The sequence below is a fragment of the Streptomyces specialis genome (assembly GCF_001493375.1).
Classification (GTDB): domain Bacteria; phylum Actinomycetota; class Actinomycetes; order Streptomycetales; family Streptomycetaceae; genus Streptomyces; species Streptomyces specialis.
Genome location: NZ_LN929895.1, coordinates 51883 through 64298, shown reverse-complemented (window position 1 = coordinate 64298; position 12416 = coordinate 51883). Strand labels below are relative to the sequence as shown.

11 protein-coding genes are annotated in these 12416 nt (G+C 73.2%); 10 read left to right on the top strand and 1 reads right to left on the bottom strand.

Translation table 11 applies throughout. The features are described from left to right. Window positions 1-7: 7 nt before the first annotated feature. The 8 genes from BN2279_RS14980 to BN2279_RS14945 all read left to right on the top strand — a co-directional run bounded on the left by BN2279_RS14980 (window position 8) and on the right by BN2279_RS14945 (window position 8039). Window positions 8-922: an LCP family protein gene (locus tag BN2279_RS14980; protein ID WP_079032178.1), complete on the top strand. Its 915-nt coding sequence runs from the start codon at window positions 8-10 to the stop codon at window positions 920-922. A gap of 234 nt (window positions 923-1156) precedes the next feature. Next, window positions 1157-1801, top strand: a complete 645-nt coding sequence (locus tag BN2279_RS14975) for an NADPH-dependent F420 reductase (RefSeq protein WP_059009819.1) — start codon at window positions 1157-1159, stop codon at window positions 1799-1801. Window positions 1802-1816: 15 nt separating this feature from the next. Then, window positions 1817-2572 (top strand): peptidoglycan recognition protein family protein, encoded by a 756-nt coding sequence (locus BN2279_RS14970; RefSeq protein WP_059010843.1) that lies wholly within the window; start codon window positions 1817-1819, stop codon window positions 2570-2572. Window positions 2573-2598: 26 nt separating this feature from the next. Further along, a complete protein-coding gene (locus BN2279_RS14965; protein ID WP_059009817.1) occupies window positions 2599-3669 on the top strand; it encodes a PP2C family protein-serine/threonine phosphatase in 1071 nt (356 codons plus the stop codon). 114 nt (window positions 3670-3783) lie between these two features. After that, complete coding sequence (gene dnaK, locus BN2279_RS14960; RefSeq protein ID WP_059009815.1) at window positions 3784-5643, top strand: molecular chaperone DnaK; 1860 nt, start codon at window positions 3784-3786, stop codon at window positions 5641-5643. After that, complete coding sequence (gene grpE / locus BN2279_RS14955; RefSeq protein ID WP_059009814.1) at window positions 5640-6341, top strand: nucleotide exchange factor GrpE; 702 nt, start codon at window positions 5640-5642, stop codon at window positions 6339-6341. Before dnaK ends, grpE begins: the two co-directional genes overlap by 4 nt. 42 nt (window positions 6342-6383) lie before the next feature. Beyond that, a complete protein-coding gene (dnaJ, locus tag BN2279_RS14950; RefSeq protein ID WP_059009812.1) occupies window positions 6384-7583 on the top strand; it encodes a molecular chaperone DnaJ in 1200 nt (399 codons plus the stop codon). A 6-nt stretch (window positions 7584-7589) separates the two neighbouring features. After that, a complete protein-coding gene (locus BN2279_RS14945; protein ID WP_059009810.1) occupies window positions 7590-8039 on the top strand; it encodes a heat shock protein transcriptional repressor HspR in 450 nt (149 codons plus the stop codon). A 22-nt stretch (window positions 8040-8061) separates the two neighbouring features. Here the strand turns inward: BN2279_RS14945 and BN2279_RS14940 are convergent, their stop codons facing one another. Continuing rightward, window positions 8062-8697, bottom strand: coding sequence for a phosphatase PAP2 family protein (locus tag BN2279_RS14940; RefSeq protein ID WP_059010841.1), 636 nt, complete (start codon window positions 8695-8697; stop codon window positions 8062-8064). 119 nt (window positions 8698-8816) lie between these two features. Here BN2279_RS14940 and BN2279_RS14935 point away from each other — a divergent pair, with 119 nt between their 5' ends. Both BN2279_RS14935 and clpB read left to right on the top strand, forming a co-directional pair. Then, on the top strand, window positions 8817-9608 hold the full coding sequence (locus BN2279_RS14935) for a trypsin-like serine peptidase (RefSeq protein ID WP_059009808.1): 792 nt from the start codon (window positions 8817-8819) through the stop codon (window positions 9606-9608). A gap of 113 nt (window positions 9609-9721) precedes the next feature. Continuing rightward, entirely contained in the window at window positions 9722-12310 is a 2589-nt protein-coding gene (clpB, locus tag BN2279_RS14930) for an ATP-dependent chaperone ClpB (RefSeq protein ID WP_059009806.1), read from the top strand. The last annotated feature ends 106 nt before the right edge of the window (window positions 12311-12416 follow it).

Sequence of the window (12416 nt, the reverse complement as noted above, 5' to 3'; positions counted from 1 at the left end):
GGCTGCCATGGCTGTCCATATGACGCGCGGTCAGAGGGTCTGGTGGTGGCTGCTGCTGGCCTTCGGCGTGCTGCTGACGATCACCGCGGGCACCGCCCTGTGGGCCTACCAGCGCCTGGACGGGAACATCCGCACCGATCGCGCCGCCGCCGAGGCGCTGGACGAACACGCGGGCGAACGGCCGACCCCGGCCGGCACGGCGCGGAACATCCTGCTCATCGGCGACGACTGGGGCTCCGGAACGGGCAACGCGCGCTCCGACACCGTCCTGCTGCTCCACCTCTCCGCCGACGGGAAACGGGCCGACGCGGTGAACGTGCCGCGCGACATCGTGGTCGACATCCCCGCGTGCCGCACCGGCGACGGCGGCACGAGCGAGGCGCGCGCCGCCCAGTTCAACTGGGCCTACCAGTACGGGGGCGCGGCCTGCACCATCCGTACGTTCGAGCGGATGACCGGCGTCCGCGTCGACCATCATCTGGTGCTCGGCTTCGAGGGGTTCGCCGATGTCGTGGACGCGGTGGGCGGCGTCGAGGTGGAGCTGGCCGAGGCCGAGTACGACCCGAACGTGGGCCACGACCTGTCCGCCGGCCGCCACCTCCTCGACGGGGACCAGGCGCTGGCCTACGCCCGCGCCCGGGTCCACGTCGGCGACGGCAGCGACCTCAACCGGCTCGCCCGGCAGCAGAAGTTCCGCGGCCTGCCCCACGAGAAGCGGGCGGACGCGGGGACGCTCGCCAACCCGGCCCGCCTCTACCCGGTGCTGGAGGCGGTGACCCCCGCGATCACCGCCGACTCCGGGCTCGACGCGCTGGACGAACTGCGCCGTCTCGTGCGGGACATCCAGGCCGTTCCGGACGGCGGGCTGACGTTCCGCACCATCCCCGCCCTGCCCCTTATACCCATCCCACGCCCCCTCTAACCATCACCCCACAGCGCTCCCGGCTCGCCCCTGTGCTTACAACAAAATCACACTCGAGTCATACTCGCCGCACTGCGCGAGGACCGTCCGCTCCCACCCCCGGCCTGAGAGACCCCGGCCCGAGATCCCGGCCCGACAGCCCCGGACCGGCGGACCCGGACCGGCAACCTCGGGACCGCACGCCCCCCGGCCGCCGGAGATGCGGCCCGCCGGGGGGCGTGCTGGCATGGAGAGATGAAGGTGACGATCGTGGGCGCGGGCGCCATGGCCCGTGGCATAGCGACCAGAGCCCTGGCCGGCGGGCACGGCGTGCGGCTGGTGGACAGGTCGGCCAAGAAGGCCGCCGACCTGGCCGACGACCTGCGCCGCGCCGACCCGGACGCGGATGTCGCGCGGTCCGACGCGATAGCCGTGGAGGACGCCGACCTGGTGGTGCTCGCCGTGCCGTACCCGGCCGGGCGCGCGGTGGTGGCCGAGTACGGCACGGCGCTGACCGGCTCGGTGCTGGTCGACATCTCCAACCCCGTCGACTTCGCCACCCTGGACTCCCTCACCGTCCCGGCGGGCACCTCCGCCGCGGAACAGATGGCCGCCGAGGCGGCGCCCGGCGTCCCCGTGGTGAAGGCGTTCAACACCACCTTCGCCGGCACCCTGATCGAGGGCCGGGTCGCCGGACGGCCGCTGGACGTCCTGATCGCCGGGGACGACGAGGACGGCAAACGCGCCGTCGCCGCGCTGGCCTCCTCGGGCGGACTGCGCCCCCTCGACGTCGGGCCCCTGCGCAGGGCCCGTGAGCTGGAGGGCCTCCAGCTCCTGCACATGGCCGCCCAGGAGCGCCTCGGCCTGAACTGGTCGAGCGCCATCACGATTCTGGCCTGAGACCGGGTGAGCGCCGTGTGGTCCCGACGGACAGCGCTGTGGGCGGCCCTGACGCCACTCGTCGCCGTGCTGACCTGGAGCGCCCCGCCGCTGACGCCGCCGCCGGTCACCGGGACGCCGCCCCGGGCCGAGCCGGGCCGCCCGGCGGTGGAACGGACCGCGCCGGCGCCCGAGATCATCACGCGCGAGTCGTGGGGCGCCGACGAGTCGCTCCGCCGGGAGGCGGTGACCTACACGGGCGCGGCCCGCGCGCTCTTCGTGCACCACACCAACCACCCCGACGACTACGACTGCGCCGACGTGCCCGCCATGCTGCGCGCGATGCAGGCCGACCACGTGCTGGCCAAGGGCTGGGACGACCTGGGCTACAACTTCGTGGTCGACAAGTGCGGCCGGATCTACGAGGGCCGGGCCGGTGGCCTGGACCGGTTCGTGATGGGCGCGCACACCAGCGGCTTCAACTCCGACACCGTGGGCGTCGCCGTGCTCGGCGACTACCCCGAGGGCCGGGAGGTCCCACCCGAGCTGGTCACCGCCATCGCGAAGATCGCCGCCTGGAAGCTGCGCGCCGGCACCGACCCGCGCGGCCGGGTGCGGCTGGTGTCCACCAACGACGCCGCCCGGGTGCCGGCGGGCGAGCCGGCCGAGTTGGACGTCATCTCCGGCCACCGTGACCTGGTGCCCACGCACTGCCCCGGTGACGCCCTGTACGCCGCCCTGCCCGAGATCCGTGCCGAGGCGGCCCGGACGCGCATGGCGGGCCGGCGCTGAGGCCGGGGATCCGGGTGCCGCGGCCGATGACGCGAGCGGCCCCGGGCCTGGTGCCCCACTGGCTGCTCGCCCTGCCGCCGCTGCTGCTGGCGGCGGTGGCGGTCACGCAGTGGGCCTCGCCGCACTGGGTGCAGCTCGGGTTCGTCTTCGCCGCCCTGCCGCCGCTGGCCGGGCTGATCTACGGGCCGTGGGCGACCGCGCTGCTGGCCTCCGCCGTGATGGCGCTGCTGGTGCTGCCCGCCACGCGCGCCCCGCACGTCTCGGACGCCGACCTGGGCGCGGTGGCGGCCATCGCGGTCTTCGGCGTGCTGGTCTCGGCGATCCGGACGCGGTACACGCGCGATCTGGTCGTCGTACGGGATGTCGCGGAGGCCGCGCAGCGGGCCGTGCTGCCGCCGCTGCCGGAGCGGGTCGGGCGGGGGCGGGGCGCCGGGCTGTACCGGGCGGCGCAGGTCGGCGCGGTGGTCGGCGGGGACCTGTTCGACGTGCGGGCCGGGCCGTTCGGGGTGCGGGCGCTGGTGGCGGACGTGCGGGGGCACGGCCTGGCGGCGGTCGGCACGGTGGCGGCGCTGCTCGGGGCGTTCCGGGAGGCGGTGCTGGACGAGCCGGACCTCGGGCGGGTCGCGGCCCGGCTGGACCGGCGGCTGGTGGTGGACGCGCGGGCCTCGGGGAACGAGGAGGTCTCCGAACTGTTCGCCACCGCGCTGCTGCTGGAGTTCGCCGAGCGCGGCGACGAGATGCGGCTGGTGGCGTGCGGCCATCCGCCCGCGCTGCTGATCCGGGACGGGCGGGCCCGGGAGCTGGCCGCCGAGCCGGTGCCGCCGCTCGGTCTGGGCGCCGGGGCGCCGGTGCCGCCGCGGCCCGGGGCGGTGCCGCTGCGCGCGGGCGATCTGGTGCTGGCTTACACGGACGGGGTGATCGAGGCGCGCGACGGGGCCGGTACGTTCTATCCGCTGGCCGAGCGGGTGACCGGCCGGCTGGGCGCCGGGGGGCCGGAGCCGGAGGCGCTGGTGGAGTCCGTGTGGCGGGATGTGTCCGGGTTCGCTGCCGGGATCACGGACGACGTGGCCCTGCTGGCGCTGCGACCGGACGGTTGAGCCGGGCCGCCGGACGATAGTTGAGCCACATCCGCTCAGGACATTTGACGAGGGTTCCCGGCTGCGGCACTCTTGAGCCTGTAGCGCTCAAGCTAGTAGCTGGAGGATATCGAAATGGCACGTGCGGTCGGCATCGACCTGGGCACGACGAACTCCGTCGTCAGTGTTCTCGAAGGCGGTGAGCCCACCGTCATCACCAACGCCGAGGGCGCCAGGACCACGCCGTCCGTCGTGGCCTTCGCGAAGAACGGCGAGGTGCTGGTCGGCGAGGTGGCCAAGCGCCAGGCCGTCACCAACGTGGACCGGACGATCCGCTCGGTCAAGCGCCACATGGGCACGGACTGGAAGATCGGTCTGGACGGCAAGGACTTCAACCCGCAGCAGATCAGCGCGTTCATCCTGCAGAAGCTGAAGCGGGACGCCGAGGCGTACCTGGGCGAGAAGGTCACGGACGCGGTCATCACCGTCCCGGCCTACTTCAACGACCACGAGCGGCAGGCCACCAAGGAGGCCGGTGAGATCGCGGGGCTGAACGTGCTCCGCATCGTCAACGAGCCCACCGCCGCCGCCCTGGCCTACGGCCTGGAGAAGGACGACCAGACCATCCTGGTCTTCGACCTCGGTGGCGGCACCTTCGACGTCTCGCTGCTGGAGATCGGCGACGGCGTCGTCGAGGTGAAGGCGACCAACGGTGACAACCACCTCGGTGGTGACGACTGGGACCAGCGCGTCGTGGACCACCTGGTCCGCCAGTTCCAGAACGCGCACGGTGTGGACCTGTCCAAGGACAAGATGGCCCTCCAGCGGCTGCGCGAGTCGGCCGAGAAGGCCAAGATCGAGCTGTCCTCGTCCACCGAGACCACGATCAACCTGCCCTACATCACGGCGTCCGCCGAGGGCCCGCTGCACATGGACGAGAAGCTCACCCGGGCGCAGTTCCAGCAGCTCACCGCGGACCTGCTGGAGCGCTGCAAGACCCCGTTCCACAACGTGATCAAGGACGCCGGGATCCACCTGTCCGAGATCGACCACGTGGTCCTGGTCGGCGGCTCGACCCGGATGCCCGCCGTGGCGGAGCTGGTGCGCGAGCTGACCGGCGGCAAGGACGCGAACAAGGGCGTGAACCCGGACGAGGTCGTCGCCATCGGCGCCAGCCTCCAGGCCGGTGTGCTCAAGGGCGAGGTCAAGGACGTCCTGCTGCTGGACGTCACCCCGCTGTCCCTCGGTATCGAGACCAAGGGCGGCATCATGACCAAGCTGATCGAGCGGAACACCACGATCCCGACCAAGCGCTCGGAGATCTTCACCACCGCCGAGGACAACCAGCCGTCGGTGCAGATCCAGGTCTACCAGGGCGAGCGCGAGATCGCGGCGTACAACAAGAAGCTCGGGATGTTCGAGCTGACCGGCCTGCCCCCGGCGCCGCGCGGCGTCCCGCAGATCGAGGTCACCTTCGACATCGACGCGAACGGCATCATGCACGTCTCCGCCAAGGACCTCGGCACCGGCAAGGAGCAGCGGATGACCGTCACCGGCGGCTCCGCGCTGCCGAAGGACGACATCGAGCGGATGATGCGCGACGCCGAGCAGTACGCGGACGAGGACGCCCGCCGCCGCGAGGCCGCCGAGACGCGCAACCAGGCCGAGCAGCTCGTCTACTCCACGGAGAACTTCATCAAGGAGAACTCCGAGAAGGTGCCCGGCGAGGTCAAGACCGAGGTCGAGGCCGCCATCGCCGACCTGAAGGAGAAGCTGAAGGGCGAGGACACCGCCGCCATCCGCGAGGCGTCCGAGAAGGTCGCGGCCACCAGCCAGAAGCTGGGCCAGGCGATGTACGCCGACACCCAGGCGGCGCAAGCGGCCGGCGACGCGGAGCCCGGCGGCACCGAGAGCGCCGCGCCCGGCGGCGCCGACGAGGACGTCGTGGACGCCGAGATCGTGGACGACGACAAGCCGAAGGGTGGTGCGGCGTGACCCAGGACCCGCAGGGCTTCGACAAGGAGCCCGAGGTCCCCGACGCCGAGGCGGCGACCCCCGAGGCACCCGTCGAGTCCGCCGCGTCCGACGAACTCGGCGGGGGGGCCGCCCCCGAGGAGGACGGCGGTTCCGCCGAGCCGCAGGCGTCACCGGACCAGAAGGACGCGAAGGACCGTCAGGACGTCGCCCTGACCGCCCAGCTCGACCAGGCGCGTTCGGCGCTGACCGAGCGCACCCAGGACCTCCAGCGGCTCCAGGCGGAGTTCCAGAACTACCGCCGCCGGGTGGAGCGGGACCGGATCGCGGTCAAGGAGATGGCCGTGGCCAATCTCCTGACCGAGCTGCTGCCGGTGCTCGACGACATCGGCCGCGCCCGGGACCACGGGGAGCTGGTCGGCGGCTTCAAGCAGGTCGCCGAGTCGCTGGAGACGGTCGCGGCGAAGATGGGCCTGATGCAGTTCGGCAAGGAGGGCGAGCCCTTCGACCCGATGGTGCACGAGGCCCTGATGCACAGCTACTCGCCGGACGTCACGGAGACGACGTGCGTGCAGATCCTCCAGCCTGGGTACCGCATCGGCGAGCGTACGATCCGGCCCGCCAGGGTCGGCGTCGCCGAGCCGCAGCCGGGCAAGCCGGCGGACCAGGACGAGAGCACGCCGGAGAAGGAAGACGGCGGTGGCCCGGACGAGGGCTGACGCGCCGGGTGACGCGAGGCAGCGGAAGGAGGGACGCCGGGGATGAGCACCAAGGACTTCATCGAGAAGGACTACTACAAGGTCCTCGGCGTCCCGAAGGACGCGACCGAGGCGGAGATCAAGAAGGCGTACCGCGCGCTCGCCCGGGAGTACCACCCGGACGCGAACAAGGGGGACGCCCGGGCCGAGGACCGCTTCAAGAGCGTCTCCGAGGCGTACGACGTGCTCGGTGACGCCCGGCGGCGCAAGGAGTACGACGAGGCGCGCGCCCTCTTCGGGAACGGCGGCTTCCGCCCCGGTCCCGGCGGGGGCGGGCAGTTCAACTTCGACCTCGGCGACCTGTTCGGCGGGACCCAGCCCGGCGGTCCCGCCGGTCCCGGCGGGCCGGGAGGCCCCGGGGCCGGTGGTTTCGGCGGCGGGCTCGGGGACGTCTTCGGCGGCCTGTTCAACCGGACCGGGCCGGGGACGCGCACACAGCCGCGGCGCGGTCAGGACATCGAGTCCGAGGTGACGCTCAGCTTCACCGAGGCGGTGGCCGGGGCGACCGTGCCGCTGCGGATGTCGTCCAGCGCGGCCTGCAAGGCGTGCTCCGGCACCGGCGACAAGAACGGCACGCCGCGGGTGTGCCCGACGTGCGTCGGCACCGGGCAGGTCAGCCGGGGCGGCGGGGGCGGGTTCTCGCTCACCGACCCGTGCATGGACTGCCGGGGCCGGGGCCTGATCGCGCAGGACCCGTGCCCGGTGTGCCGGGGCAGCGGCCGGGCGACCAGTTCGCGCACCATGCAGGTCCGCATCCCGCCCGGCGTGGACGACGGGCAGCGCATCCGGCTGCGCGGCAAGGGCGCGCCGGGCGAGCGCGGCGGCCCCAACGGCGACCTGTACGTCGTGGTGCATGTGGACGAGCACCCCGTCTTCGGCCGCCGGGGCGACAACCTGACGATCACGGTGCCGGTGACCTTCCCGGAGGCCGCCCTCGGCGCCGAGATCAGGGTGCCCACCCTGAGCGGCCCGCCGGTGACGCTCAAGCTGCCGCCGGGCACCCCCGGCGGGCGCACGATGCGGGCGCGGGGCAAGGGCGCGGTCCGCAAGGACGGCACCCGGGGCGACCTGCTGGTCACCATCGAGGTGGCCGTGCCGCGCGAGCTGGGCGACGAGGCGAGGAAGGCCCTTGAGGAGTACCGCGCGGCGGTGCGGGACGAGGATCCTCGGGCAGGGCTGTTCGAGGCCGCGAAGGGAGAGTAACGAGAGATGGACGGCCGGAACGGACACAGCAACCCCTACGAACTGACCGACGAGTCTCCGGTGTACGTCATCTCGGTAGCGGCGCAGCTCTCCGGGTTGCACCCGCAGACGCTGCGCCAGTACGACCGGCTGGGTCTGGTCTCCCCGGACCGGACCGCCGGTCGTGGCCGGCGCTACTCGGCCCGGGACATCCGGCTGCTGCGCGAGGTGCAGCGGCTGTCCCAGGTCGAGGGCATCAACCTGGCCGGCATCAAGCGGATCATCGAGCTGGAGAAGCAGGTCGCCGCGCTCCAGGCGACGGTGGCCGAGTTGCAGCAGGCCGTGGAGGGCGCCGCCAGCGCGATGCGGCAGCGCGAGGCCCAGGTGCACGCGTCCTACCGCCGCGATCTGGTGCCGTACCAGGACGTGCGCCACTCGGCGGCGATCGTGGTGTGGCGCCCGGACCGCCGGGGCTGACCCTTCGCCCGCGCCCGTTCCGTCACTCCCGCGTCCGGCCCAGGGCGCGGCCGAGCGGCGGGAGGAGGACGCAGGTCACGACGGTGGCGAACAGCCAGCCCGCCAGGATGTCGGTGGGCCAGTGCACGCCGAGGGAGACGCGGCTGGCGCCGACCGCCACCGCCCCGGCGGCGGGCACGCCGATGGCCAGCGCGCGGGTCACCGTGCGGTGGCAGTGCGGCAGCAGCGCGACGGCCAGGCCGATCGCGGTGAGCGCCGCCGTGGAGGCGTGGCCGGACGGCAGCGCGTCGCCGTTGACATGCCGGGTCCAGTCGGCCGCCGGGGGCCTGGCCCGGTCCACCGCCGTGACCAGCACGTACCGCAGCCACTGCGCCAGCACCAGCGCCCCCGCGCCCACGATCGCGCCCGCCCACCGCCGGCCGCGGGGCACCGTCAGGGCACCGGCGAGGGCGGCCAGCAGATGCGGCAGGCCCCGGCTCCCGCTGTCGGTGACGACCGTGAAGAAGTCGACCCAGCCCGGGGAGCGGTGCTCCAGCGCCCAGTCGTGGAGAGCGGTGTCGAGGGCGAACGGGTGGTCGCCGCGTGCGGTGACCACCGCGATCAGCACGGCCAGCGCGAGAGCGGCGGCCGAGGCGGTGAGGAAGCGGCGCTGCGGCATGCTGAGCAACTCTAGTCGCGGCGACCGGCCGGCGCCGGTCCGTCAACGCGGGCCTGTGTCATACCCGTTCGGCGGACGGTGACTGGACATGCCGGAGCGGTGATCACAGGGTGGTCCCTATGCGTCTCACCCGCCTGCCGATACCCGCCGCCCTCACCGCCGTCCTGCTGGTCGTCGCGGCGCCGCCGGCCGTGGCCGCCGAGCCGTGGGAGACAGGCGCGGTCTCCACCGTGGGCAAGCTGATCTGGGACGCGGGCGGCGGGCGGCTCGGGTTCTGTTCGGGCGCGGTGGTGGACGCGCCCAACGGCAGTGTGGTCGCGACGGCGGCGCACTGCGTGCGGACCCGCGAGCAGCCGGAGCCGCCGGAAGAGGTGTGGTTCGTGCCCGGCTACGACCACGCCGGCGACGCGTGGCGCGAGGACGCCTGGCGGGTCGCCTCGTTCCACACGCCGGACGGCTGGGACGTCACGCGGCCCACGGCCGAAATCCTGCCGCACGACTACGCGTTCCTCACCCTGGCCGAGAAGGACGGGCGGACGGTGCGGGAGGCGCACGGCGCGAACCGGATCGCGTTCGAACCGCTGCGCGAGGGGGATCCGGTCACCGCGCTGGGGTACCCGGCGGCGGCGCCGTACGACGGCGAGTCGCTGCGGTACTGCGCGGGCGAGACCGACGTGCTGACGGAGGGTGAGGCGCAGGAGCCGAACCTGGGCGGGCTGCTGCTGAACGACTGCGACATGACGGCCGGGTCGAGCGGCGGCCCGTGGCTGGAGGAGTACGACGAGGCCACCGAGTCCGGGACGCTGGTCGCCGTGATGTCGGTGGGCAGCGGCGACGGCCAGGTGGTCGGCCGGCCGTTCCCCGAGGCCGCGCGGGCCCTGCTCGCCACGGCGGGGGCCGCCGGAGCGTGATGTGCCCCCGAGGGGGACCGTAAGCGTCTTGAGTGGAATAGACTCAACTTATCGTACGTTGGATCTAGCAGGCTTAGCTCTCAAGATCATATGCTTACGGAGGAAACGGCCCAGTGAACGCCGAGCTGACCAACAGGAGCCGGGACGCGATCAGCGCGGCCAACGACCGCGCCCTGACCGGCGGCCACCCCGACATCACCCCCGCGCATCTGCTGCTGGCCCTGCTCTCCGGCCAGGACAACGAGAACGTGCAGGACCTCCTCGCCGCCGTCGGCGCCGACCAGGCGACTCTGCGCGCGGGCGCCGAGCGGCTGCTCGCCGCGCTGCCCAGCGTGCGCGGCGCGTCCGTCGCCCGGCCGCAGCCCAACCGCGAGCTGCTGGCCGTCCTCGCCGACGCCTCCCGGCGCGCCCAGGAGCTGGGTGACGCCTATGTCTCCACCGAGCACCTGCTGATCGGCCTCGCCGCCAAGGGCGGACAGGCCGGGGAGCTGCTCACCGGCCAGGGCGCCGCCGACCGCAAGCTGCTCGACGCCTTCCAGGCCGGCCGCGGCGGACAGCGCGTCACCACGGCCGACCCGGAGGGCACGTACAAGGCGCTGGAGAAGTTCGGCACGGACTTCACGGCGGCGGCCCGCGAGGGCCGGCTCGACCCGGTGATCGGCCGGGACCACGAGATCCGCCGCGTCGTCCAGGTGCTCTCGCGCCGCACCAAGAACAACCCGGTCCTCATCGGCGAGCCCGGCGTCGGCAAGACCGCCGTCGTCGAGGGGCTCGCCCAGCGCATCGTCAAGGGGGACGTGCCCGAGTCGCTGAAGAACAAGCGGCTCGTCTCCCTGGACCTCGGCGCCATGGTCGCCGGGGCCAAGTACCGCGGCGAGTTCGAGGAGCGGCTGAAGGCCGTGCTCGCCGAGATCAAGGACAGCGGCGGCCGGATCATCACCTTCATCGACGAGCTGCACACGGTCGTCGGCGCGGGCGCCGGCGGCGACTCGGCCATGGACGCGGGCAACATGCTCAAGCCGATGCTGGCGCGCGGCGAGCTGCGGATGGTCGGCGCGACCACGCTGGACGAGTACCGCGAGCGGATCGAGAAGGACGCCGCGCTGGAGCGCCGCTTCCAGCAGGTGCTGGTGGCCGAGCCCAGCGTCGAGGACACCATCGCGATCCTGCGCGGCCTCAAGGGCCGGTACGAGGCCCACCACAAGGTGCAGATCGCGGACGGCTCCCTGGTCGCCGCCGCCGCGCTCTCCGACCGGTACATCACGTCACGCTTCCTGCCGGACAAGGCGATCGACCTGGTGGACGAGGCCGCGTCGCGGCTGCGGATGGAGATCGACTCCTCGCCCGTGGAGATCGACGAGCTCCAGCGTTCGGTGGACCGGCTGCGGATGGAGGAGATGGCGCTCGCCAACGAGTCCGACCCCTCCTCCCGGGAGCGGCTGGCCCGGCTGCGGCGCGAGCTGGCCGACCGCGAGGAGGAGCTGCGCGGCCTGACGGCCCGCTGGGAGAAGGAGAAGCAGAGCCTCAACCGCGTCGGCGAGCTGAAGGAGCGCCTGGACGAGCAGCGCGGTCTGGCCGAACGAGCCCAGCGCGACGGTGACTTCGAAGCCGCCTCCAAGCTGCTCTACGGCGAGATCCCGGCCCTGGAACGGGAGCTGGCCGCCGCCTCCGAGGCCGAGCAGGAAGCCGCCGCGACCACCATGGTCAAGGAGGAGGTCGGCCCGGACGACATCGCGGACGTGGTGTCCTCCTGGACCGGCATCCCGGCCGGGCGGCTGCTGGAGGGCGAGACCGAGAAGCTGCTCCGCATGGAGGAGGAGCTGGGCAAGCGGCTGATCGGCCAGACCGAGGCGGTGCGGGCCGTGTCCGACGCGGTGCGCCGCAGCCGGGCCGGCGTGGCGGACCCGGACCGGCCCACCGGCTCGTTCCTCTTCCTGGGCCCGACCGGCGTGGGCAAGACCGAGCTGGCCAAGGCGCTGGCCGACTTCCTCTTCGACGACGAGCGGGCCATGGTCCGCATCGACATGAGCGAGTACGGCGAGAAGCACTCGGTGGCCAGGCTCGTCGGCGCGCCCCCCGGATACGTGGGGTACGAGGAGGGCGGCCAGCTCACGGAGGCGGTGCGGCGGCGCCCGTACACGGTGGTGCTGCTGGACGAGGTGGAGAAGGCGCACCACGAGGTGTTCGACGTGCTGCTCCAGGTGCTGGACGACGGGCGGCTGACGGACGGACAGGGCCGGACGGTCGACTTCCGCAACACCATCCTCATCCTCACCTCCAACCTCGGCAGCCAGCACCTGATCGACCCCCTGACCAAGGCGGCCGACCGGCGCGAGGAGGTGCTGGCGGCGGTGCGGGCCGCGTTCCGGCCGGAGTTCCTCAACCGGCTGGACGACGTCGTCATCTTCGGCGCGCTCGGGCCCGAGGAACTGGGCCGTATCGCGCGGCTCCAGATCGGCTCGCTCCAGCGGCGGCTGGCCGACCGGCGGCTCACCCTCGACGTCACCGAGCTGGCCCTCGGCTGGCTCGCCGCCGAGGGGAACGACCCGGCGTACGGCGCCCGGCCGCTGCGGCGGCTGGTGCAGACCGCGATCGGCGACCCGCTCGCCCGGAAGATCCTCGCCGGCGAGGTAAGAGACGGCGACACCGTCCGGGTGGACGCGGCGGTGGACGGCGGGCTCGCGATCGAGGCCGTGCGCTAGGCCCCGCCCCGCTCCCGTACCGGCTCCGGCCCGATGGTCCGATGATGTGCCGGAAGCCGGTATGGGGGAGGATGGGGAAAGCCCGCAGTCGTACGAAGGGAATCGT